The sequence below is a fragment of the Marinobacter sp. F3R11 genome, from assembly GCF_003318275.1.
Taxonomy (GTDB): domain Bacteria; phylum Pseudomonadota; class Gammaproteobacteria; order Pseudomonadales; family Oleiphilaceae; genus Marinobacter.
This window is the reverse complement of the sequence record NZ_QOCH01000015.1, coordinates 1,130,753-1,153,702: the sequence shown is the minus strand read 5'-3', so window position 1 is coordinate 1,153,702 and position 22,950 is coordinate 1,130,753. Positions and strand designations below refer to the sequence as shown.

Annotated in this window: 18 protein-coding genes; 14 read left to right on the top strand and 4 right to left on the bottom strand. The window is 55.6% G+C overall.

Annotated elements, in window-relative coordinates; all coding sequences use genetic code 11:
- Positions 1–3 precede the first annotated feature (3 nt).
- The 10 genes from icmH (at position 4) to DS878_RS13665 (ending at position 13,860) form a co-directional block, all read left to right on the top strand.
- Positions 4–831, top strand: coding sequence for a type IVB secretion system protein IcmH/DotU (gene icmH, locus DS878_RS13710; protein ID WP_113816476.1), 828 nt, complete (start codon positions 4–6; stop codon positions 829–831).
- Positions 832–841: 10 nt separating this feature from the next.
- On the top strand, positions 842–3,496 hold the full coding sequence (tssH, locus tag DS878_RS13705) for a type VI secretion system ATPase TssH (RefSeq protein ID WP_187298795.1): 2,655 nt from the start codon (positions 842–844) through the stop codon (positions 3,494–3,496).
- A gap of 53 nt (positions 3,497–3,549) precedes the next feature.
- Positions 3,550–5,094 (top strand): sigma-54 interaction domain-containing protein, encoded by a 1,545-nt coding sequence (locus DS878_RS13700; protein WP_113816474.1) that lies wholly within the window; start codon positions 3,550–3,552, stop codon positions 5,092–5,094.
- The gene (gene vasI, locus DS878_RS13695; RefSeq protein ID WP_261977854.1) at positions 5,091–5,780 is read left to right on the top strand and encodes a type VI secretion system-associated protein VasI; all 690 of its coding nucleotides are present in this window, start codon (positions 5,091–5,093) and stop codon (positions 5,778–5,780) included. Before DS878_RS13700 ends, vasI begins: the two co-directional genes overlap by 4 nt.
- A 37-nt stretch (positions 5,781–5,817) precedes the next feature.
- Positions 5,818–7,281: a type VI secretion system protein TssA gene (gene tssA / locus DS878_RS13690; protein WP_113816473.1), complete on the top strand. Its 1,464-nt coding sequence runs from the start codon at positions 5,818–5,820 to the stop codon at positions 7,279–7,281.
- Between the two features lie 35 nt (positions 7,282–7,316).
- Positions 7,317–10,910, top strand: a complete 3,594-nt coding sequence (tssM, locus tag DS878_RS13685; protein WP_113816472.1) for a type VI secretion system membrane subunit TssM — start codon at positions 7,317–7,319, stop codon at positions 10,908–10,910.
- Between the two features lie 300 nt (positions 10,911–11,210).
- Positions 11,211–11,534, top strand: a complete 324-nt coding sequence (locus tag DS878_RS13680; protein WP_113816471.1) for a hypothetical protein — start codon at positions 11,211–11,213, stop codon at positions 11,532–11,534.
- Positions 11,524–12,054 (top strand): hypothetical protein, encoded by a 531-nt coding sequence (locus DS878_RS13675; protein WP_113816470.1) that lies wholly within the window; start codon positions 11,524–11,526, stop codon positions 12,052–12,054. Before DS878_RS13680 ends, DS878_RS13675 begins: the two co-directional genes overlap by 11 nt.
- A gap of 277 nt (positions 12,055–12,331) precedes the next feature.
- Positions 12,332–12,910 carry an outer membrane beta-barrel protein gene (locus tag DS878_RS13670; RefSeq protein ID WP_113816469.1) on the top strand — a complete coding sequence of 193 codons (579 nt, stop codon included), beginning with the start codon at positions 12,332–12,334 and terminating at the stop codon, positions 12,908–12,910.
- Between the two features lie 167 nt (positions 12,911–13,077).
- Positions 13,078–13,860 carry an ATP-binding protein gene (locus DS878_RS13665; RefSeq protein ID WP_113816468.1) on the top strand — a complete coding sequence of 261 codons (783 nt, stop codon included), beginning with the start codon at positions 13,078–13,080 and terminating at the stop codon, positions 13,858–13,860.
- Positions 13,861–13,868: 8 nt separating this feature from the next.
- Here DS878_RS13665 and DS878_RS13660 read toward each other — a convergent pair whose 3' ends face one another.
- Genes DS878_RS13660 through pdsR form a run of 3 tightly spaced genes read right to left on the bottom strand, consistent with a single transcriptional unit; the run spans position 13,869 to position 17,962 of the window.
- Positions 13,869–15,176 (bottom strand): DUF3422 family protein, encoded by a 1,308-nt coding sequence (locus DS878_RS13660; protein WP_113816467.1) that lies wholly within the window; start codon positions 15,174–15,176, stop codon positions 13,869–13,871.
- Between the two features lie 20 nt (positions 15,177–15,196).
- A complete protein-coding gene (locus DS878_RS13655; protein WP_113816466.1) occupies positions 15,197–17,257 on the bottom strand; it encodes an ATP-binding protein in 2,061 nt (686 codons plus the stop codon).
- 3 nt (positions 17,258–17,260) lie between these two features.
- Positions 17,261–17,962, bottom strand: a complete 702-nt coding sequence (gene pdsR / locus DS878_RS13650; RefSeq protein WP_113816465.1) for a proteobacterial dedicated sortase system response regulator — start codon at positions 17,960–17,962, stop codon at positions 17,261–17,263.
- Between the two features lie 357 nt (positions 17,963–18,319).
- On the opposite strand from pdsR, the gene DS878_RS13645 reads away from it, so the two are divergent.
- From DS878_RS13645 to DS878_RS13630, 4 genes are all read left to right on the top strand, one after another.
- The gene (locus tag DS878_RS13645) at positions 18,320–20,428 is read left to right on the top strand and encodes a marine proteobacterial sortase target protein (RefSeq protein WP_261977853.1); all 2,109 of its coding nucleotides are present in this window, start codon (positions 18,320–18,322) and stop codon (positions 20,426–20,428) included.
- Complete coding sequence (locus DS878_RS13640; protein WP_113816463.1) at positions 20,425–21,000, top strand: class GN sortase; 576 nt, start codon at positions 20,425–20,427, stop codon at positions 20,998–21,000. Before DS878_RS13645 ends, DS878_RS13640 begins: the two co-directional genes overlap by 4 nt.
- 47 nt (positions 21,001–21,047) lie before the next feature.
- Positions 21,048–21,746, top strand: a complete 699-nt coding sequence (locus DS878_RS13635; RefSeq protein WP_113816462.1) for a lysophospholipid acyltransferase family protein — start codon at positions 21,048–21,050, stop codon at positions 21,744–21,746.
- 125 nt (positions 21,747–21,871) lie between these two features.
- The gene (locus DS878_RS13630; RefSeq protein WP_113816461.1) at positions 21,872–22,273 is read left to right on the top strand and encodes an MAPEG family protein; all 402 of its coding nucleotides are present in this window, start codon (positions 21,872–21,874) and stop codon (positions 22,271–22,273) included.
- A gap of 88 nt (positions 22,274–22,361) precedes the next feature.
- On the opposite strand, the gene DS878_RS13625 is transcribed toward DS878_RS13630, so the two are convergent.
- Positions 22,362–22,802: an OmpA family protein gene (locus DS878_RS13625; RefSeq protein ID WP_113816460.1), complete on the bottom strand. Its 441-nt coding sequence runs from the start codon at positions 22,800–22,802 to the stop codon at positions 22,362–22,364.
- Positions 22,803–22,950: the final 148 nt, after the last annotated feature.

The window sequence follows — 22,950 nt, the reverse complement described above, 5'->3', positions numbered from 1 at the left end:
TTCATGACAGGTGCACCGGTAATGGATTTACCCAATGGCAACAGGCATTCAGATAACAGTGCATTCAGTGAGCTGTTGTTTGCCGGCGAACAGTCGCAGAACGGGCATTCCGACGGCGATTTTGGCAATGCCCGGTTCCAGCTCCGGGGTCTGGAAGACAATCGCCTGACCGACGCAGCCACACCTTTGCTGGGGCTGGTGATCCGGATTCGCAGGCTGGCCGATTTCGGGGCAGTTGAGAGTCTCTACCAGCAGGTGGTTGATGAGATTGCCGCTATTGATCGAGAACTTATAGAACAGGGTTATGAACGCCCTACAGTAGTGGCCTATCGCTATGTGCTTTGTGCCTTTATTGATGAAGCAGTGCTGGGTACAGATTGGGGCGCCCACAGTATCTGGTCACAACATTCGTTATTGTCGCGTTTTCACAATGAAACCTGGGGTGGAGAAAAAGTCTTTGCCATCCTTGCTCGCATGGAACAGGAGCCAGCGCGCTACAAGGACATGCTGGGGTTTATCTACTTATGCCTTTGCCTGGGTTTTGAAGGCCGTTACAAGGTGATGGAAAACGGTCGTGATGAGTACGAGCAGATTCTGCGCGGGCTTCATGAACAGCTTCAGTCACTCAGGAATGAGCCCGGCCCGGCCCCCCTGGCTGACGCGCATGTGAATGTAACCCCGGCGCGGAACCGGTTGCGCACCGGCTTGCCGCTCTGGGGTATAGCGGGCTTGTTTGTTGTCGTTATGGCGGGAATCTTCAGTCTTTACAATATAGCTCTGGAAGAACGCATCAGGGATGTACTCAGCGTTCTGGAACAATTACCGAAATAAGGATATCACTGTGATTCGGGTAGAACTGCCGGCGCTTATCGGGCGTCTCAATGATATTTGCCGCAATGGACTGGAAGCCTCTGCAGCCCTGTGTATCAGTCGCCAGGGAGCTGAAATTACTCCGGCCCATCTGTTGTTCAAATTATTGGAAACACCGTTTTCCGATGTACGCCAGATTCTGGAGCACGCGGGTGTCAACTATCCGGAATTTCAGCAGGTTGTGGGTGAAAGCCTTAATGGCCAGCCACAAACAGCAGAGGCCTATCCGTCTTTCTCGCCGCTGTTGATTGAGCTGTTGCAGGATGCCTGGCTGCTGGCATCAACTGAACTGGAACATAGGGAACTACGCTCCGGTGCAGTGTTCCTGGCATTGCTGATGAGTGCTGATCGTTATCTGGCGCCGCAGGTCAGCCAGTTGCTCCGGGATATCAACCGTGAACAGCTGCGTCGCCAGTTTTCCACTGTGACTGCAGGCTCCGCCGAATGTCCGGAACTGGAACAGGGCCAGACAGGCACGCCCCGGGCAGAGGCGGATATGGATCCGCTCAGACGCTACGCAACCGATTTCACTGCTATGGCTCGCTCTGGAAAACTGGATCCAGTGGTGTGTCGTGATGCTGAAATTGACCAGATGATCGATATTCTCTGCCGTCGCCGCAAGAACAATCCCATCGTGGTAGGGGATGCCGGTGTTGGCAAAAGCGCTGTAGTGGAAGGTCTTGCACTGCGCATTGTTAATGGTGATGTGCCTGAACGCCTGCAGAAGGTTGAACTCTGGACCCTGGATATGGGTGCACTGCAGGCGGGAGCATCGGTTAAAGGTGAGTTCGAGAAACGCCTGAAAGGGGTTATCGAAGCGGTGAAGGGCTCGGCGACGCCTATCATTCTATTTATCGACGAAGCTCATACCCTGATTGGCGCCGGCAACAGCGAGGGAGGCTCAGACGCTGCCAACTTGTTAAAACCAGCGCTGGCCCGTGGTGAACTGCGCACAATTGCCGCTACCACCTGGCGTGAATACAAAAAATACTTCGAGAAAGACCCGGCTCTCAGCCGCCGGTTCCAGCCGGTAGCGCTGGACGAACCCAGCCCGGTACAGGCGGTTCACATCCTCCGTGGCTTGCGAACAGTGTACGAAAAAGCCCATAAGGTTCTTATTGCCGACAGCGCCCTGAAAGCTGCTTCGGAAATGTCTGCGCGTTATCTGGCTGGCCGGCAACTCCCGGATAAAGCCATCGACGTACTGGATACCGCCTGTGCCCGCGTGAGCCTTAACCTTAGCACGCCCCCGCGTAAGCTCAGCCACATGCGCAGCGAATTGCACCAGCTCTCTATGGAAAAAGAGCTGCTCAACCGGGAGCACACCCTTGGTCAGAATGTTGATACCGCCCGGGAAGCCGAGCTGGAAGAACAAATAACCAGGCTGAAAGAGCAGACCGGGGAACTGGAACAGAACTGGAAAACACAGTGTGGCCTGGTTGCCCGCCTTGTGGATATCCGGGACCAGCTGTTGACCCCGGCCGAAGACGAGAATGCATCTTCCGGATCCGCCGCGTCAGAGCAAACAGCGGTGCAGACTCAGGGCCTTGAAGAACACCCTGGGTTGCAGAATGAAGCTGCCGCCATCGAACAGGAACTGACGGAACTGCAGCTTGGTGAGCCACTGGTTCACTCACAGGTAGATTCGCTACAGATTGCTGAAGTCATTGCTGACTGGACAGGTATTCCTGTCAATCGCATGACAGCAGACGAACTGGAAAAAATCACCCATCTGCCAGCATACCTGCACGCCCATATCAAAGGTCAGGATGCCGCCATTGAGTGCCTGCACCAGCACTTGCTTACCGCCCGCGCAGACCTTCGCCGGCCCGGTCGGCCTATGGGGGCATTTCTGCTGGTCGGCCCCAGCGGCGTTGGTAAAACAGAAACCGTTGTACAGCTTGCCGAACTGCTCTATGGCGGCCGGCAGTTCCTTACGACTATCAACATGTCTGAATATCAGGAAAAACACACGGTTTCGCGCCTGATCGGTTCCCCCCCGGGCTACGTCGGTTTCGGCGAAGGTGGCATCCTTACCGAAGCCATTCGCCAGAAGCCATATTCCGTGGTGTTACTGGATGAAGTGGAAAAAGCGCACCCTGAAGTTCTCAACCTGTTTTATCAGGCCTTTGATAAAGGTGAACTGGCTGATGGCGAAGGCCGTCTGATCGATTGTAAAAACATTGTGTTTTTCCTGACCTCCAACCTCGGTTATCAGACCATCGTCAACCATGCTGAAGAACCGGAGAAAATCGAAGAAGCCCTGTACCCGGAACTGGCTGATTTCTTCAAGCCGGCCTTGTTGGCCCGGATGGAAATAGTGCCATACCTGCCACTGGGTGAAGATACTCTGAACCGCATTGTTGGAGAGAAGCTGGAACGTCTGGCTGACCAGATTCGCGATCGCTACCACGCAGAAGTCGTTCTGGAAGATGGTCTTGCAGAAGCTATCCGAAGCCGGGCAACACGCAGTGAAAACGGTGCAAGGATGCTGGAGTCTATCATCGAAGGAGAACTGTTGCCGCCGGTGTCACTGGCGTTGCTTGAAAAGCTCGCGGCGAAGGAGCCGGTTAAGCGAGTGAGCCTGAGCGTTTGTGAAAACAGGTTTTCAGGGACTGTGTCCTGAGCCGGTAGTGCGCCAGGATAAAGAGAAATTAAGGGAATAGAAACATGGGACGGATGCAGATGGAACTGCACACTGGCATAGAGCTGGCAGTGGCACTGATCCGACAGGCAACACTGCCGGATTTGCTGAAAACCGCTACCACACAGCTGGAAAATACCTTCGGCCTGACGCGTTGCTGGGCATTGGAACTCGACCTCAGTGGCCGCACACTGCACTGTGGCGATATGCCTGAGCAAGGTGAGTTTGACTGTGGTGACTTCAGCCATCCATTCGCACATTTGCTGCAAACCGGCAAAGCACGCGAACTCACTCGTGCTGCCAGCTACCGCCTTGATCATCCCGGCTTTCAACGCCTCATCGAAGCCAGCGGTCGTCCAAAATCCCTGTGGCTCGAGCCCTTGAGCGGTGATGATGGCCGGACCCTTGGCATACTCGTACTATGCCGGGATGAAGCTGACTGGAGCAGTATTGTTGCCCAGCCTTTGTATTGCGGTCTTCTGCAACTGCTCAAGCTCCAGTGGATATCGCAATTGCAAAGCCGGGATCAGGTCTGGCAACGGCGCATGCTCAAACGTTCTCTGGATCACCTGCACGATGCAGAAACCGTCCGTCAGCGCTGTGAAATACTGGCCCGGACTCTCGTTGGCTCTTCGGAAGCCATGACCAGACTGCGAGCCCAGGTTGTCCGTGCTGCAGGCAGCCAGCTGTCGGTGCTGATTCAGGGTGAAACCGGCAGCGGGAAAGACGTTGTCGCCCGGGGCATTCACGAGCTGTCAGATCGTGCCGAGGGTCCGCTGGTCGTGGTTAACTGTGCGGCTATACCGGAGAGCTTGTTGGAGAGCGAGCTTTTCGGCCACACAAAGGGTGCGTTTTCCGGAGCGGTTCAAGCCAAAGAAGGGCTTCTGGCTCAGGCTAATGGAGGCACACTTTTTCTTGATGAAATCGGCGATATGCCTACAGCCTTGCAGTCCAAACTCCTGCGGGTGCTGGAAACCCGGGAATTCCGGCCGCTTGGGGCACGGCATGAGCAGCATTCCGATTTTCGTCTCGTTGCGGCTACGCATCAGCCATTGCAGCAAAGTATCGAAGACGGCGGATTTCGCCGGGATCTGTTCTACCGCCTGAGTCAGTTCCCCTTACAGGTCTCGCCTTTGCGTGAGCGCCTTGATGACCTTGAATCTCTCAGTCGCCATTTTATTCGTCTGTATACCGAGCGCGAAGGCAGCGGGCCGCTTGGCATCAGCAGTCACGCCTTGCAGTTGCTCTCGACCTATGACTTCCCGGGCAATGCCAGGGAGCTGCGCAATATCATAGAGTTGGCGTGCCTGCAGACACCTGCCGGAGATGATATTCAGCCCGAAGTGATCAGGCTTACTGACGTAGTCTCGGAGCCCTGTGGCCCGAAAATTCATGAAGCTGTATCAAGCCTGGACGATATTCGCGATCTCAAAGCTGCGGCCCAGTCTTTTGAGGCTGCTGTTATCCGCCATCGTCTCCGTCAATACGGCGGTAACCGGGCTCAGGCTGCAGAAAGCCTCGGCTTGCCAAAACGCACACTCGCCCACAAGTGTCTGAAGTACCAGGTAGTCGAAGCATGAAATATCTGAACATCATTACTTTGGCTCGTATGCCTGTCGTCGCGGTTGCCAGATACCTGGGCATTCTGAGCCTGGCGGCTCTGTGTGGGGCGGCCCAGGCGGGTTTGCTGGAAGATGCACGCAGGTGTACAGGTGAACCCCAGCGTCTTGAGCGGCTGGCATGTTTTGACGAGGTGTTTGGAACTCCGCTGGCGGAGGGCGCATCCGGAACAGGGTCAGGTGCAGGACTGCACGATAAGGCACTTACCGGGCGCTGGCGCGCAGCCTATGCTCAGGCGGAAACCGAAGCTGCTGGTGTTTCCTATCGCAATACCGGAAAGACTGCAGGGCTTCTGGTTACGGTTCCGGCGCTGGGGGTGCAGCCTCCCCGGCCTTTGCTTGCACTGCAGTGCCACAACAACATTACCGAACTAACCCTTATGCTGCCAGAACCGCTGGACGAAGAACGGGTCAGCCTGAGGCTTGGCGTTTCTGAAACCCCGGACCGGAGCGCCTGGAGAGTCCGGGATAACGGCTACGTGCTCAGCATTGGGCGTGGCCTGCCTGCTATTCGTGCAGTGAAGGGAATCGGCTCAGAAACGGATATCCGTGTTTACTCCGAAAACAGCCGTATCGATGGGCTGTTATTCGATCTGACGGGCTTTGCGGGTGCTATTCGCCCGCTTCGTGAGGCCTGCGGCTGGTAGTTGGACTGCAAGGACACAAGGACACAGGGATAAACAGATGCAGGTTATCGAACAGCACCCTTACGTTGAGCAGATTGTTGAGCCCCTGAAAGGTGAGTGTGCAACGGGCATGGCGCTGGGGGAGGACGCTGACCTCGGATTCCTTGAAAACGAGATCATGAAAATAGGTTCTCTTGCCCATTCCAGTATTGACTGGAGCAAGGTTGAAAGTGGATCCCTGAACATCCTGTCGGCTCGCAGCAAGGATCTGAAAGTCCTTGGCTTTCTCCTGATCGCCCTGCAGCGTGGCAGCGACGGAGAGCGTTTTGCGCTTTCGCTTTATCTGCTCAATCGAGTATTGGAAACCTGGTGGGAAGACGGGTGGCCGGTGCCGGGCGAGAAAGGAAAGCGGGCGCGGAAAATGATGTTCACCCAGATGCTCCAGCGCGCGACCAAGGGTGTGGCGGGAAAGTCTTTCGATGCCAGTGTTGGTGATGGTCAAAGCTATTGTCTTGAGCTGGTAACAAAACTCAAGACCCAGGCACAGCAACGGGAGCTGCCTGACGATGCATTAACAGACCTCCGGCGTGCAGTCGAACAGCTGTCCCGGAACCCGGAGGCCGGGGCCGGCTCCCGTCAAGGGGGTACTGAAAACAGCCCGGGCAAAGCGGCAGAGACACCGTCAGCAAACTCCGCAACAGACAGCAGAGCAATGGCGGGTACAGCGATGTCACCCTCCAGCCCGTCGCTTGGTGCTCTGACACTGGATCCGGGCAATGAACGTGCTACCCGCCAGAGCTTGTTAAAAGTGGCGGACATGTTGACAGGAACAGAGCCGGAGCGGTCCCTGGGCTACCAGTTACGGCGCTACGCCATCTGGCAGAGTATTACATCCATACCCCCAACCCGGGATGGTAAACGCACTGATCTTGCTGCTGTCAGTGCGGATCGCGTCGCGGAATACCGTGAAGCTTTGGAAAAATCGCCGGATCAGGCTTTGTGGCAACGTATAGAGCAGAGTCTCTCGGTAAGCCCCTTCTGGCTCGATGGTCACTGGCTGAGTGCCAGAGTAGCCGGTGCTTTAGGGTGCGACAGCTGTGCTGAAGCTATTCGTGTGGCTGTTAACGAGTTTGTTGAGCGATTGCCACAACTTGCTGACCTGACGTTTAACGATGGCACACCGTTCCTGTCTTCGGAAGCGCGGGAGTGGCTCTGGTCGGCGTCCGCACAGGGCCATTCCGGCGGTGCAAGCCCTTGGGAACAGGCATACGACACAGCGCGGGAGTTGGCCGCCCAGAAAGGGCTGACTCCGGCGATGCAGATACTGGAAGAGGGTCTGGCGGAAGCACGGGAGCCTCGGGAGCAGTTCTACTGGCGTCTTGGCTCAGCACGTCTGATGAAAGAAGCCGGTCTGGTCGGTCTGGCCACCCGGCAGATCCAGGATCTGAAGCAGCAGATAGGCGGTCTTGTAATTGAAGACTGGGAACCGGCTTTGATGAAACAACTTGAACGACTGGCCTGAGGGCCTGGCAACCTCACTACGTATAAACAGCGGGTATGGATACCATGTGGAGAAAAGCATTACTCATTGGTCGCTGGCTTCTGCCATACATTCGGAGTGCGGCACCGGTCACCCTGGCGCTTGGCCTGATTGTGCTGTTAGTAGCCACCTGGTGGCTCGGGCCAAAATGGGAAGTGCGTGAAAGCTTCCCGCTGGCATCCTGGCAAATGCGAGCCCTGGTGACTCTGGGCGTTATATTACTGGTTGCCATGATCTGGGCAGCTATGCTCGCACGTCGTCTGGGTAAGGTTACTGCGGCAAAGGCGGAGGCACAGAAGGAACAGGAAGATCCCATTCTACCTATGGAGCGCCGGCAACAAAGGTTGTTGGACCGCCAGCTCTCAGCACTGAAGAACAACCTGCCCGGGCGCCGTGGCGTCTACCGGTTGCCCTGGTATCTGGTCATGGGGTTAGAGAATGCAGGAAAAACCAGCCTTATCCAGCGCTCCGGCCAGACTTATACACTGACCAATGTTACCCGTAACAATCGCGCAGATCGCAATCCGTATGGATTCGACTGGTGGATCGGTGATAACGGCGTGCTGATTGACCCGGATGGTGAGCTGCTGAGCCAGAGCCAAAACAAGGGGCGTGATCAGGAAAACAGTGCTGCGGAGGAAATACAACAGCGGCTCTGGGGACATTTTATCCAGTGGCTTGAACGCAATCGCCCGCAACGCCCGCTCAACGGCGTGATACTGGCGGTGGACCTGGCTAGCCTGAGTACAGCCAGTGATGAGCAGCGGGAAGCCCATGCAATTTTGTTGCGCACGCGCCTGAGAGAGCTCATGGAGCAGATAGGATCACGCCTGCCCGTGTATGTGTCTTTCACCAAAATGGATCTGCTTTATGGCTTTGGACCGTTTGTCCGCACCCTAAGTAAACAGGAGAAAGAGCAGGCTCTCGGGTTTACCTTTTTGCTGGAAGGTCAGCTGGATAACGATGACTGGCTGAATGAATTCCCGGAACGCTTCAGCGAGATGGTTGCGCGGCTGAACGACCGTTTGCCGGATGTCCTGTCCCGCACCCGTGATGCTGAGGAGCGGGCGGCTGCCTACTCATTTACGCGCCAGTTGGCGGGCATGAAGCCAGTGCTTGAAACCTATCTGGCCAGCCTTCTGTCTGCGGATGCTTTTTCGACACCGGCACTGGTTCGCGGGACATACTTCACCTCTGTTGTACAGGAAGGCGTGCCGGAAGATGCTTTTGTCTCCGCTGCAGCCAGTCATTATCAGGTGTCCGGCCCTATTCAGCCCGCGCAGCGCACGGGTCAGTCCGAAAATCTGTTTACCCAATCCCTCTTCCCCGGAATTATCTATCCCGAAGCCGGGCTTGCCGGCGACAACCGGCGGATTGTGCGTGGTCGTCAGCGCCGGGTAACTATGGCCGCCATTGTGGCTGTGTGCGCAGGTGCAGGTATAACCGCGGGCTGGCAACATTATTTCATCAAGAACGCCGAGGCTGCAGCGTCGGTTGAAACACGGGTACAGGGCTTCATCAATAACTGGCAGCCGGTAGGTTATGAGCCAGATACTACCGGCCGCAATCTGCTGGAACCATTGGACCAGTTACGCCAGGCAACGCTGGCTTTCGGGGATCATCGCAAGCAGTGGTTGCTGGTCAGTGACATGGGTCTGTATAAGGGCCACAAAATCGGGCCGAAAGTGGAAGCCTCATACCTGGATATGTTGGCCTATCAGTACCTGCCGGCCCTGATGTTTGGTGTGATGGGTGAAATGAGCCGGGCGCCAGACAATAGCCCGGAACGCCTTGAGCATTTGCGTGTTTTGCGGATGCTATACGATGCCAGCGGCCGCAGGAACGATATTGTAACGGCCTACATGAGCAAATACTGGCAGGGCGCCTTTCCTGGCCAGAGCGATGTCCAGCAGAGGCTCATGGCCCATCTCGATTACGCCATGGTCTATACCGATCTTGCGGACCAGGCCCGCAATGGTGATGTTACCGCTGATATGGCTCTTGCACCTTTCAAAAGCAGTGTTCAGTGGTCGCAACATGAGCTGGGCCGTATACCTACGCCAGATCGGGTATACCGGGATCTGGAGATTGAAGCAGGCCGCGACTTCAGCCAGCCAGTCGATCTTGCCCGTGCCTCTGGCCCAGCGTTCAGCAATGTCTTTGAGCATGTGGAGCAGGCTGATGAATGGGAAGAGGACCCTCTGAGGATTCCCGCGCTGCTGACCCGGGATGGTCTGGAAAAGTGGTTCCTGCGTAAATCCGATGCAGTAACCGAGCTGGCCCTGATAGATGCATGGGTGCTGGGGCGCCGGGATAACGTCAACTTCAGCAGCGCCGATGAAGCAGAACTGAGGGCGAGTTTGCAGAATCTTTATGCCGAGCACTACGCCAACGCCTGGCGCATGGCTCTGAACCGGGTTGATATTCAGGAATTTGAAGACCTCAACCACGGCGTTCGTGTACTGGAAAGCCTTACTGGTGGTCATGAACCACTGGCACATCTTCTTGAGCAGGTCCGTCGGAATACCCAGCTGATACCAGCAGCGGAAGGGGATGGCGCCGCCGCACGGGAACTGCTTGAACAGTCGGCACACTTCCGCATGTTGCAGAACATTGAGCGCCAGTTCACTGACCTGAACCAGCTCACCCGTAAAAGCAACGGAGATCAGCCCAGTGGGTTTGAACAGGTGATGCTGGTGGTTAACGATCTGCACGAATACATGCGTGCAGTGCAGGAATCGCCAGACACCGGCAAGGCAGCGCTGGCTGCAGCCCGGGCAAGAATGGGCCTGCAGGGCGCAGATCCTATCTTTACCCTGCAGCGGATGGCGGCTCATCAGCCCGAGCCGCTGAACAGGCTGATGAACCGGCTTGCCACAGAAAGCTGGCGGGTGTTGCTGGATCAGGCGGTAGCGCAACTTGAACGGGAGTGGTATCAGGAGGTTTATCAGCCTTTCCAGCAAAACCTGGCGAGGTACTATCCGTTTAACGTCGATTCCGGTCGTGACGTTGCCCTGCAGGATTTTGAACAGTTCTTTGCGCCAGATGGCGTGCTGGACACTTTCTATAAGGACAACCTGAAGCTGTTCCTGGAGGATCATCCGGAACAGGTAGGAGATGTTCACCGGGCCGGGTTGGTGCGCCGCGACGTACTGGCGTCTCTGGAGAAAGCCGAAAAAATTCGCAGCGCCTACTTTACCCGTAGTGGAACACTGGATGTGGAGTTTGCACTTGAGCCACTGAACCTGTCATCCAACAAGCGTCGCAGCGTGGTGAACCTTGATGGCCAGCTGGTGGAGTTCAGTCACGGCCCGCGCCAGAGTATTCCTCTGGTATGGCCCAATACCCTGAGAGAGACGGTGGAAAGCCGGATTACCCTGGTGCCGGTGCAGGTCAATCGTTCACCGCGCAGTATCTCCCAGAGCGGGCCCTGGGCGTTGTTCCGGCTCCTGGACAAGGCCGACATAACCGGCGTCAGCAGCAGCGCGGTGGATGTTCGTTTTCAGGTTGATGACGGTGAAATGCGGTATCGCCTGCACGCGGCTAGCAATACGAACCCTTTCACCCAGAAACTTTTGTCGGGATACGGTATCCCGCGCAGTCTGTATTGACGAGTATTCCGCGCAGTAAAGCGATACAGGTATGCCAGGAGCGGCATGTTTACAGGCTGCTTCCGGCTTACTTCCCCTCGCAGGTTTTATACCTGTGCGGGGGGATGAACCGGACTGGTAAGGGCTGGTCGGGGGCTTTGCGTAGAATAATGCAACCGTGTTTTCTGAGGTATCTGTGTACAGTTACGAACTCCTGGCCCTGTGCTAGAGTGTTTTTTAAGCGGTCATGCAGGCCAGTTGATGTAGGGATCTGGTCCGGCCGTTGTCGAATGAAACCCGGTACCCATCAGGAGACAACACATGGAAAAGCAACCTGCAAAAGGTGATTACGACCGCGTCAAAGAGGATCTTCAGTTACTGCGGGAAGATCTTGCAGCGCTGACCAAAGCGGTTGCAGATGGCCAGAAGTCCAATGCCAACAGCCTGAAAGACGAAATAAGCCGTGAAACACGCGCAGCCCTGGAGCAGCTGCGCAAGCGGGGCGATGCGGCGCTTGCCCGTGCCACTGAAGCCGGATCACAGACCGTCGAAAGTGTGGAGCACAAGATAGAGGAGAAGCCATTTCTCAGCATTATCCTCATGTTCCTCGCTGGCATTATTGTAGGCAAAATGCTTGATCGCTGATTCTGCAGCTATCCAGAGCATCCTCCGTAAGGCTGTCGCGGCTATCACCGGGATAGTTCTTGCGTTGGTGTTGCTTACTGCGTTGCTGATCACTGGCTTCTATCTGCTCGTCCATGCAGCGACCCTGGCCCTGGCTCCCGTTGTGGGTGAGCCGGGAGCCATGGCAATAGTCGGGCTAGTCTGCCTGTGTTTGCTGGGCCTGTTTTTTTACCGCATGACCCGCCCGGCCAGAACTTTGCGTGATACACAGAGCAACCCCTCCGCTTCTGGCTCGGCTTCTCCCATCGATATCTTGCGTTCGTTGATTACCCGCAATCCGCTGGAGGCGGCAGTACTGGCTTTTGCTGTTGGCATAGCGGAGCAGGGTGATCCGAGGCTGAAACAACTGCTGCTTCAGGGTGGCATGACCCTGATGCGCCAGTCGTCTGACCCTGGCAACGAGGACAAGGGTGAATCAGGAGATGCGCCGGAATCTTCTGCAGATACCTCTCCCACCGAACAGCCTTTCGCCTCCCGATAATTCAGTTATTTCCTTGTCTGCACACTTCAGCTTTTGCGTCCTCTGCCTGAGATAAATACGCGCTCATGATAAATAAACTATTGATAACAATGGGTTGTTATAGCTTTTCGGAGGGACGATTAAGAGAAGATGAAGAGATTTTAGTCCGGATGTAACCCAAACGCCGGATCAGAATCACTAGGGTAGGAGCACGTGTTCCAGGGACAGCAACCAATCATTACTGTGCCCTTGGGAATGCAACGACGAATGAAACTCCTACTAGTGAGGAAGAAGCATTATGAACTCTAACTCTCGTATTGCATTAGCAACTGTTTTGTCCGCCAGTGTCTTTGCAGCTCCTGTAGCCTTCGCTCAAGGCTCCGCAGATCGTGATTCATCCGGTCCTTATATCAAGGGTAGCTACGGCGGCTACAAGTCCCACGGTGGAGATTTTGATGATTCGAACGATCTATACGGCGCAGGCCTTGGCTACCAGTTCAACGAGTTTTTTGCTCTGGAAGCGAATTATGTAGATTTCGGCAATTTCGGTAAGGACGATGTCGATGGCAAGCTTAAGGGTGGAGCCCTGGTAGCCATCGGGCGCCTTCCGGTAACCGAGAGCTTCGGTGTTTATGCAAAAGCCGGTGCTTTTGCGGCAGCCCTCGACGTGGATGCATTCGATGAGGATGAGACCTACGACGACGTAAGCCCCGTTGTCGGTGCCGGTGTTGATTTCCGGATTACGGAAAATCTGACCACCTTTCTGGAATACAACCGTTATAACGTCGATATAGATGAGAGTGACTTCAATGGACAGCTGAATAACGATGGCCCGGACTTTGATACCGCGCAGGTTGGCTTGAAGTTTCAGTTCTGATTACTCCGTACTCTGACCCCCGAAAAAGTGCAGAGGCCCAACCTCTGCACTTTTTTATGGGCTCTCCCTGATAGCTCCAGTGCAGTCTGTCCAGATATACTGATGCCCGATCCGCCTCCAACGAGCTGGCGCCTATGTCTGTAAATAGTTGAACAGGAAGAGAGCTTATGTCTGGTAACGAATCCTTTGACTGGTCATCCACCCCTGCTGCGGTATGGCGCCGCCATCGTGCAGGTCTGCGCGCAGTGCGGCGCCTTGACCCGGTTCAGTGGGGAGCTCTGACCGGCATCGACCGGCAGCAGCAGGCATTGGCACGTAACACCGAGCGCTTTCTCGCAGGAGACCCTTCGAATAACGTGCTGCTATGGGGCGCAAGAGGAACCGGCAAGTCATCCCTGATCAAGGCATTGCTGAACCGCTATAACGAACGTGGTTTGCGAATCATCGAAGTGGATAAGGATGATCTGGTTAACCTGCCGGAGATAGTTGACGATATCTGCGATTTACCATTCCGCTTTATCATTTTCTGTGATGACTTGTCCTTCGATGTGGGAGAAACCGGTTACAAGGCATTGAAAAGTGTGCTTGAGGGTTCGTTGGAACTGCCGCCCGAAAATGTTCGGGTTTACGCGACATCTAACCGTCGGCACCTGATGCCGGAGTTTATGTCCGATAACCTTAATAGCAAGGTGCAGGATGGGGAGCTACATCCTGCGGAGGCAATAGAAGAACAGGTTTCTCTGGCTGACCGTTTTGGTTTGCAGCTCTCTTTCTACGCATTTTCTCAGGAGGTTTATCTGCAGGCAGTTGATGCCCTGTTTCCGGATATTGCTGACCGTGAAGACCTGCACCGCGAGGCCATACGCTTTGCAACTTCCAAAGGCGTGCGCAATGGTCGTACAGCTCAGCAGTTTTATCGCCAGTTTTCCGGAGGTGGGGCTGCGCGCTGAAGACCGGTCTATTGCCGTTTTGCCATGCGTATGAAGTGGTGGTGGACGAATCGTACACTCAGATACACCAGTGCCAGAGTGGCAGGAATAGCAATGCCCAGCGTCAGGGTTTTGTTGAATATGATCCCGGCTTCATAAACAGAATCCAGAACCAGTTTGAGCAGGCCAATCAGGTAATAGGTGATAGCGACAACTGAGAAGCCTTCAACAGTATGCTGCATCATCAGCTGGATTTTGGAACGCCGGTCCATGGAACTCAGTAGCTGCTGGTTCTGGCTTTGGATCGCCAGTTCAACCCGGGTGCGCATCATGTCTGAGGCCCTGTCCACCCTTCTTGACAGGTCTTCCAGTCGCTCGCTGACTGCTTCGCAGGTTTTAACCGCTGGTGTCAGACGCCGGGTCATGAATTCTGTCAGTGTGAGGTGTCCCGACAGCTCATCTTCCCTGAGTTCTTCCAGTCGTGTCAGTACCAGCCGATGGTAGGCACGGGTGGCGGAAAAACGGAAGGTGGCGTTGGCCCGGAATGCTTCGATGCGGGCTGCAATATTGGTTAACTGGGCAAGCAGCGTTTGTTCATCTACATCATGCTCGTCCGCCAGTGCCTGGGTGATGACAGCCAGCTTCTGGTCCATATCATTGAGAGCCGGGGAGATTTTCCGGGCAACGGGCAGTGCCAGAAGTGACATCAGCCGATAGGTTTCAATCTCCATCAGGCGCTGGGTCAGACGGCCGAGCTGGCTATCTGACATTTTGTGGTTCACTACCATAAAGCGCCCGAACCCATCTTTGTGCAGCCTGAACGTACTCCAGACTTTTGCTGCGCCTTCTTTGGGGCTGCTGCCAACCAGACGCAATCCTTCGAAGTACTGGCGTATATATTCAGGATCACCATCGGCGCCACATTCTGCAGGCAGAATGTCCAGATGAAAGGCCGCAATCACTGTGCCCGGCAGTTGTTCAAGCCAGCCCTCTGGCAGGGGCGTGATACCGGTGTCAGCAAAGGGTTCCGAGTCGCTGCCCGCCAGGTTTATGAAGGTGTAAGAGGCGAACTCCATATGCATTTCCCTGCGTACCCGCAAGGTGCCAAACGTTTGTTCGAAACACCCGACTTCCTTTTCCGGGACAGGATAGCCCAATTCCCGGGAAAGCATCTGCAGATGATCAAACTGCTGCTGGCGCTGTTCCGGTGTTGTCAGTACCGCAATATGAGTTATCCGGGCAGGGGAGGGAATAACCTGAAAAGGCCGGGAATGCAGCTCGTTGTACAGATCGTCTCTGAGAGGGTGAATCTCGAGAGACTCAAGTAGCGCGCTCACGGTAAGGAGTTATCCTGTAATTAAGAATGGGCAGTTGGAATGATAACCCGGAAGCTGACACCTTCAATACTGCTTTGGATCTCATTTTCTGCTTCTATGCGCCCACCGTGAAAATCGGCGATCAGCTGAACAATCAGCAGGCCCTGGCCAAGATGGCCTTCTTCCCCGCCTTCCCGCACAGACACGAAGGGGCTGAAAATACTGGTGTCCTGGCTGGCTGGCAGCGCTGACCCTTCGTTGAAAACAGACAGGCAGATCTCATTTCCGGTTTGTGCCAGGCCCGTGATAATCCGGCCATCTGGTGGTGTAAAGTCTCTGGCGTTATCAACCAGTTTATCCAGTAGCTGTACGATCAGTTCCGGGGAGCCAGTCAAAGTGACACCGGAAGCCGGCCCGGTGTACTGAAACCTGTGATGCTCATCCAGAGACTGGTAAGCCGCAGTTGCCTGGCCAATGACCTCTGCAAGATCAAACACTTCTTTGTCTGCGTGATCAAAGCTCTGCTCCAGGCGCGTAGCTTCGCTCATGCCGTGAAGGATTTGACGCAAACGTTCCGTTGCTGCAGCTGCGCGCCCGATATACTGGGAACGCTCTTCTTCTGTTTTGCTGTGAGGCAGGTTTTCCAGCGATGAGCGTACAACGGCAACCGGCGTCTTGAGTTCATGGGATAAACGCTGGGAAAAGCTCTCAAGATACCGGTTGTAGCCGTGTAGTCTGTCGACCATCTGAGCGAAGTGGTTTTGCAGTTGCCCCAGCTCATCCCTGGCTCTGGCGCCAGGCACAGTGGCAATAGTGCCGATAACCCTGCCGTCCTGATCAATGCTGGCACTGACTGCGCGCTGTAAACGGGTTATGCGCCAGGAAAGCCAGCTTGCATAACCCAGTAAAACCAGAGTCAGGCCGATAATCATAATTGTGCTGCGGGCAATAACGGAGCCAAGAGTGGAGCCGGACAAGGTTAATAACTGGTCCAGAGATTGTTCCAGCACCAGTGTCCGCCCACCAAATACCGGGTGTGTAGTCATCAGCCAGACGCTGTCGTCTGCATGGCGGACAAGACCCTCGCTCTGCAGGGAACTCATCTCGAGCCGGTTGGTGTCTGTAGCCAGGGTCGCTGGCCTGGGTTGATAAAATCGCACCAGTGCCCGCAAGGCATTGAGGCTGATATGTTCAACAATCTGTATGGGGCTGAGGCTTTCAAACTCCGGTCGTGGCTGCCGGGAAGGCGTTGACTGCTGTGCGATTACCCACCCCGCCGGTTCAATCAGCCGGGCAATTTGGCCCCTGCTCATCCCCGGAGTGAGTTGTCGTTCCAGCCCGGGTTTGCGCTCAACCAGAATCGGAAGTGGGTCTGTAGATGTTGATGTAAGCATAGACTCCGGGCTGCTCTGCCACTGGGCGGCAAAGCCTAACCGGCTGCCTTGCGGTGGTTTGGGCAGTTGCAGTTCAATCTGCCAGCCATTACCCGCGGGCTGCCAGACCCCGTTCACCCTGTAGTCCGGTTTGTATTCGGGGCCTCCTGTAGTGGCATAAACACGGCCAGGCGCAGGCGTGCGAATCATCCAGGAGGCCGATTGTTTATCTGGATTCAGATTGCCGTTTGCTGGTTCCAGCCAGATCATGAGCTGGTCATGGAGCTGGTCAGGGGTGCCGGGGTTGAAGAATATGGGCTGGTGGTTACTGACACGTATCAATAGATACAAGTGGCGCTGATCGGTTGCCGCCTGCCATTGCATAGTCGGTTTACCGGCATTGTTCGCTGGCAGATCCTGATATCCGGCAGTTTGCCAGGGCTGGAACTGTTCCCCCTCGTCGTAACCGGGCCAGTCATCACTGTATCCGTCCAGGTTGAGGGGGCTGCTGATATTCTCAACATAAATGGATGGCGCCCGGGATGCTACAACAGGAAGCCCGAGACTGAGGTCTCCGGCGGTCTGCGCCAGCCGTTCAGCCTGATCCTGTAACTGCTGGAGAGCCTGTTGTCGCAGAGCCTGGTCGAGCTCCAGTACAAACTGCAGGCCGGCCCAGGGGATCAGCAGCATCAACAGACTGGCAACGAAAAGCTGGCGCTTGAGTGTCACGAATCAGAGCTCACGGGCATCCCATCGATAGCCCATGCCATAGGCGGTCTGGATGCTGTCAAAGGTGCTGTCCAGTTGCAGGAACTTGCTCCGGATGCGTTTGATGTGGGAAGTCACCGTATTGTCATCAAGAACTGTGCTGGCAGCCTCCATCAGTTGTTCGCGGCTGCGCACGTGGCCGGGGTGCTGTACCAGCGCATGCAACATCCAGAACTCGGTCACGGTGAGGTCCAGTGCGGCCTGATTCCAGGCGGCCGTCATGCGATCAACATTGAGATCCAGGCGGCCACGTTTGACCACTTCGTCCGGTTTTTGCCGGGCTTCGGCCCAGGCATCGGCACGACGCAGCAGGGCAGTGACCCGAGCCAGGAGGTGCTCCATGCTCATATCTTTGGTGACGTAATCGTCAGCTCCCAGGCGCAGGCCGTGGACAGAATCAATGTCACTGTCCCGGGCGGTCAGAAAAATGATGGGCAGCGTTCCAGACAATGAGCGCAAATCCTGGCACAGGGTAAATCCCCCTTCCGGTTCATTCCCCAGACCTACATCGATAATGGTGAGGTCGGGCAGGTTCTGGCGTAACACCTGCCATGCGGATGCGCGGTCACCGTAGGTGGACACATGGTAACCCCGGCGTTCGAAGGCTGCGCGGTAGTTGTCGCGGATGGCGGGTTCATCCTCTATCAGGACAAGGTGTTTTTTCATTTTTCTGACTGTTATCCCTGGGCAATGAAGGCCTATTTAAACATGGCAGGCCGTAAGAGCAAGGTTAGCTCAGGGTGTTGCCACAATTCATCATTTTTTGTGAGCGGAATGTTTGATTCTGCCACGGGAGTGCCTTTTCGGATTGTTGTAATGGCGAGGTCTTTTTGAATCATGCAGCTCAAGGATCTTGCCATGATGTTTTCTTCGCTCTCTTCTCAGTTTGGTGTTTCGTCCTACCGTCATAGTCCGCCCTTCCACGGGGCTGGAGTCCCTTCCGGAACACGCTGTGAATACTTCCCTGTACGCTCGGCTCCGCCATCCATGGCTCCGCACGGTTTCGGAAGGGACTCCAGCCCCATGGGACGGCCCTGCGCGCGCCGGAAGCTTCGTGTTAAGCACTTTATGGAAGGTGTCAGTTTGTGGCTGGTGGTGTTGTTGATGCTGTTTGTTCAGCCACTTTATGCCGAAGCCAGTACCGGCCGTGAAGATTCGGCGGGGGTGCTGCACTTTGTGAATGCCAAGGGGCAGTGGCAGGAACCTGCGTTGGTGCTGGGCAGTGATTTCGATGTGCGGGTCACCGGGCTGATCGCGGACAGCCGTCTGGTGCGCACCTTCAGGAACACCAGCGACCAATGGCGCGAGGGTGTGTTCGTGTTTCCACTTCCGGAGACCGCCAGTGTATATGGGCTCACCATGAAAGTGGGCGAACGCACCATTGTGGGGGAAGTTCAGCCCCGTGAGGAAGCAAAGAAAACCTATGAGAAAGCCCGGGATTCAGGGCGTCATGCAGCGACGGTTGAGCAGCAGCGGCCGAATCTTTTCACTACCAGGGTGGCGAATATTCCGCCTGGGGCCAGGGTAAGTGTGGAATTGAACTACCAGCAGTTGGTGGACTACCAGGACGGGATTTTTGAACTCAGTGTGCCAACGACCCTGATGCCGAGATATATGCCTGGTGAGCCTCTGGCTACGTCGCCACAGCAGTGGAAGGGTGGCTGGGCGGTACCCACCACGGATGTCCCGGATGCGGATTCCATCAGCCCGTTTACGGTGGGTGTGGCAAATGTGGCTGCTGACAGCCATCGGGCTTCGCTCAGGTTCACCATTGATGCCGGGCTTCCGCTGGCGCAGGTGTCGAGCCCCAGCCATGACCTTGCAACTGAGCTGGATGGCGCAGTAGTGACCGTTCAGCCGCAGGCGGGGAAGATTGTGATGAATCGTGACTTTGTCTTGCGTTGGCAGCCTCTTGCCGGCCAGGAACCCGGGGCTGCTGTTTTTCAGCAGCGCTGGAGAGGAGAGGACTATCTGTTGGCCATGGTGGTGCCGGGGCGAGCTGGTAAAACACGTTTACCACGAGAACTGACGTTTGTGATTGATACTTCCGGCTCCATGGCCGGGGAATCGATCCGGCAGGCGAAAGAGGCTTTGCAAATGGGCCTGGAGACACTGGCCCCGGGTGACCGCTTCAACGTGATTCAGTTTAACTCTCAGCCCCATGCACTGTTCGTACAGCCGGAAACGGCGACAGCCAATAATCTGGCCCGTGCACGCCATTACGTTAGCAGGTTACAGGCTGACGGGGGCACAGAAATGGCACCGGCGTTGAGCCTCGCGTTCCAAAGCCAGAAACGAGGGGCAGACGAACAGTTGGAGGATGCTGCACCAAGAGTACGGCAAGTGGTGTTCATGACCGATGGTGCGGTTGGCAATGAGTTGGCATTGTTCAGCCAGATCCGTCGCCAGCTTGGCGATCAGAGGCTGTTTACGGTGGCCATAGGTTCAGCGCCGAACAGACATTTTATGCGTGAGGCCGCACGCTGGGGACGCGGTAGCTACACCTCAGTTCAGGATCTTTCGGATATCAGTGGCCCTCTGGCCAGATTATTTGCGGCCATGGAGGCGCCGGTACTGACGGACATCAAGGTACATTGGCCGGGCCAGTCAGCATCAGTGCAGGAAGACAGTTTTCCGCAGCGCCCCGGGGATCTGTTTCAGGGTGAGCCTTTGTTGCAGGTGGTGCGAGGCGTGCCGGCAGCCGGTGAGCTGAGTGTTTCAGGTCGTTTGCCGGGTGGTGGAAAATGGCAGCGAAGCCTGGATTTGCAACAGGCGGCTTCTGGTACGGGCTTACACCGTTACTGGGCCCGGGAGAAGATAGATAGCCTGCTGGACGAGGCGCGGATTCAGGCTCAGGAGGCGGATAAAGCACAAATCACCAGGCTGGCAATTGAGCATAGCCTGATGTCGCCTTACACCAGTTTTGTGGCGGTGGATGCAACGCCGGCCCGTGATCTGGAAAGTGCTTTGTTAAAAGACGATCTGCCGACTCTGTTACCTGCCGGCTCTCAGCCCGGCATGGCACGCTACCCGCAGACGGCCACCGTAGCGCCTTTGCTTGTTGCTCTGGGGCTGCTGGGCCTGATGCTCAGCTTTGCTATCGCCTTGTTGCAAAGGCGGTCTTATCCATGAACCGCTTGCTACTGTTACTCATAACAAGCTCCGCCACCCTGTTGGTGTTCGGGCTATGGATTCCTCTGAAAGCTGTGGTTGCTCAGGAGTTGCTGGAGATTGCCTGGGCTGAAAGCCAGGCGCGGCAGACCGAATCGCGGCCATGGCCCTGGGCGGACACCTGGCCTGTTGCAAAACTGTCCATTCCGGATCTGGGTGACTCCATGATTGTGCTGGCGGGTACCCACGGGGAAAGCCTGGCTTTCGGGCCCGGGCAGATGATGGGCTCCCAGGATCCGCAAGACGCCGTCATAATCGCAGGACACAGGGACACACATTTCCGGCCCCTGAAATATCTGGAACCCGGTAACGAACTGCGGCTGCAAAGCCGGGACGGCAGGTGGCAGAGTTATCGCGTACATGAAACCAGAATCGTGGACAGCCGGTCGGAGTTTATTGATCCCCGCCAGTTGTCTGCGGATACCCTCCTCCTGGTTACCTGCTATCCATTTGACAGTATGGATCCCGGCGGTCCTCTCCGGTATGTGGTCGAGGCCCGGGTGCAACAAACGGATACTGTTGCAGGCCTGTGAACTTGGCGTACACTTGTGCGCCAAAATCCTGTTGCAGAGTTTTCCCCATGGGTGCTTTAAGAAATGTTCTGGCCTGGCTCAGCGTTCCCGTCATCTGTATGTTCGCCTTGCCACTGTATATCCTCAGGCCATTCAATCCAGACAATAACCGGTTGCTGGCCATAGCACTGGCCCGCACTGGCCGTGCCATACTGGGCATGAAACGCCCAGTGGTGGACGCTGAATTAATGCCCCGGGATCGTTCTGTGGTTGCCATCGCCAACCATCAGTACAACGATGACCTCTTCGTTATGGGTGATCTGGTGCCACCGCGAACCGTAACCGTCGGGAAATCATCACTGATCTGGGTTCCGTTTTTTGGCCAGGTTTTCTGGCTGGGCGGCAATGTGATGCTGAATCGTGCCAGATCACGCAAAGCCGTAGCGGTAATGCAGGCGACCAGCGATGCAATCACCCGTGACAAGAAGAGTCTTTGGGTCTTTGTGGAGGGAACGCGGAGTAAGGGGCGCGGGTTGCAGAAATTCAAAAAAGGAGCTTTTTATGCTGCGGTAGCCGCCGGCGTCCCGATAGTTATGGTCTGCAACGCGGAGTATCGCAAAAAGACTCTGGGCTGGTGGGGCAAACGTGAGCCGGTGACTATCCGGATCCTGCCCCCGGTGGAAACGACGGGGCTTACCACCAGGGATGTTCCTGCTTTGGTCGAGCGCTGCCACAAAGCGATGGCGGAAGCTATCTCCAGTCTCTGAGTTGCATGGGGGCTTTGGTTTAGTATGTTTGGAGTGTGGTTGAACCACCAGTAAAAACAGGGCAATCTTTGCGGGGCTGTATTTCCTACCTGTAAAAGTTCCGCAAATAGAGGCAAGAGCTGAAGATGATCGTACCTGTTACCGGAGTGTTTGCTGCTGTTCTTGGTATTCTGTTGTTGGTGCTGTCTGCCCAGGTGGTGAAATTCCGCCTGAAGTACAAAATGGGCATGGGTACTACCGGAGATCGGGATTTTGAGGCCGCCGTTCGCGCCCACGCCAACCTTGTGGAGTATGCACCGCTTGGCTTGATCATGCTGGGTATTGCAGAGCTGAACGGGGTTGCCAGCGGCATTATCTACTGGACTGGCATGGCTCTGGTCGTCGGCCGGTTCCTTCATGCCTGGGGCATGATTAACGGTAGCGGCGGGCCACATAAAGCCCGGGCGATCGGTATTTTACTGACCTGGCTGGCTATTCTGGTTACGGCGGTTCTGTTGTTATGGAATGTCTGGCAGGTATACGGCTGATAGCAAGGGTCAGCCTTTTTGCTTTTCGGGGCCACGCATTCCGGCCCCGTGTTATTTTCTGCTCTGATGTGTCTTCTGCACGCCTTGCCTAGAGTGCTCTGGCCATATCCTGGGTCAGGTATTCCAGTTCTATACGGCGATTGGCTGCCCGGTCATCCGGAGTAGCCAGCGGGCGATCAGACCCCCAGCAGGTGACCAGAATACGGGACTCGGCAATACCTTCTTCCATCAGAAGTTTCGCCACAGAGCTGGTTCGCAGTCTGGACAGGAAACGGTTGTAGTCCTCGGCACCAAAATTATCTGAGTGGCCATGAATCCGGACGCTGATGGTCGGATGTTGCCTCAGATACACTGCATGTTGCCGCACAATCGCCTTGTCTGAACTGTCCAGTGCGTGCTTGTTGAAGCCATAGTGAAATCTCATCCGGTGTGGCGGCTTGCTTTCACCACTAAGGGCGGCGGCGTTAAAGCCGGATGCTATGGCAGCTTTGGCAATCAACTCCGGGTTATCCAATACGAGTACGGTCATCTGCGGTATCCTTGTTCCAGATCTCTGGTTTTTCTTGTTATTCCTGCTCACTATTGGTCGAGACAGAAATAACAGCAATTGGCGGATGGTCGACATGACATTCGCGCTGAAAACCATTTAAGCGCGAAAATAAGACACTGATATGATA

Excerpts from the sequence above, each read along its gene's own strand:
- tssA (WP_113816473.1), top strand. The coding sequence starts at position 5,818 with ATGCAGGTTATCGAACAGCACCCTTACGTTGAGCAGATTGTTGAGCCC.
- DS878_RS13635 (WP_113816462.1), top strand. The coding sequence starts at position 21,048 with ATGGGTGCTTTAAGAAATGTTCTGGCCTGGCTCAGCGTTCCCGTCATC.
- DS878_RS13625 (WP_113816460.1), bottom strand. The coding sequence starts at position 22,802 with ATGACCGTACTCGTATTGGATAACCCGGAGTTGATTGCCAAAGCTGCC.
- pdsR (WP_113816465.1), bottom strand. The coding sequence starts at position 17,962 with ATGAAAAAACACCTTGTCCTGATAGAGGATGAACCCGCCATCCGCGAC.
- vasI (WP_261977854.1), top strand. The coding sequence starts at position 5,091 with ATGAAATATCTGAACATCATTACTTTGGCTCGTATGCCTGTCGTCGCG.
- DS878_RS13665 (WP_113816468.1), top strand. The coding sequence starts at position 13,078 with ATGTCTGGTAACGAATCCTTTGACTGGTCATCCACCCCTGCTGCGGTA.
- DS878_RS13630 (WP_113816461.1), top strand. The coding sequence starts at position 21,872 with ATGATCGTACCTGTTACCGGAGTGTTTGCTGCTGTTCTTGGTATTCTG.
- icmH (WP_113816476.1), top strand. The coding sequence starts at position 4 with ATGACAGGTGCACCGGTAATGGATTTACCCAATGGCAACAGGCATTCA.
- DS878_RS13680 (WP_113816471.1), top strand. The coding sequence starts at position 11,211 with ATGGAAAAGCAACCTGCAAAAGGTGATTACGACCGCGTCAAAGAGGAT.
- DS878_RS13670 (WP_113816469.1), top strand. The coding sequence starts at position 12,332 with ATGAACTCTAACTCTCGTATTGCATTAGCAACTGTTTTGTCCGCCAGT.
- DS878_RS13645 (WP_261977853.1), top strand. The coding sequence starts at position 18,320 with ATGGGACGGCCCTGCGCGCGCCGGAAGCTTCGTGTTAAGCACTTTATG.
- DS878_RS13700 (WP_113816474.1), top strand. The coding sequence starts at position 3,550 with ATGCAGATGGAACTGCACACTGGCATAGAGCTGGCAGTGGCACTGATC.
- tssM (WP_113816472.1), top strand. The coding sequence starts at position 7,317 with ATGGATACCATGTGGAGAAAAGCATTACTCATTGGTCGCTGGCTTCTG.
- DS878_RS13640 (WP_113816463.1), top strand. The coding sequence starts at position 20,425 with ATGAACCGCTTGCTACTGTTACTCATAACAAGCTCCGCCACCCTGTTG.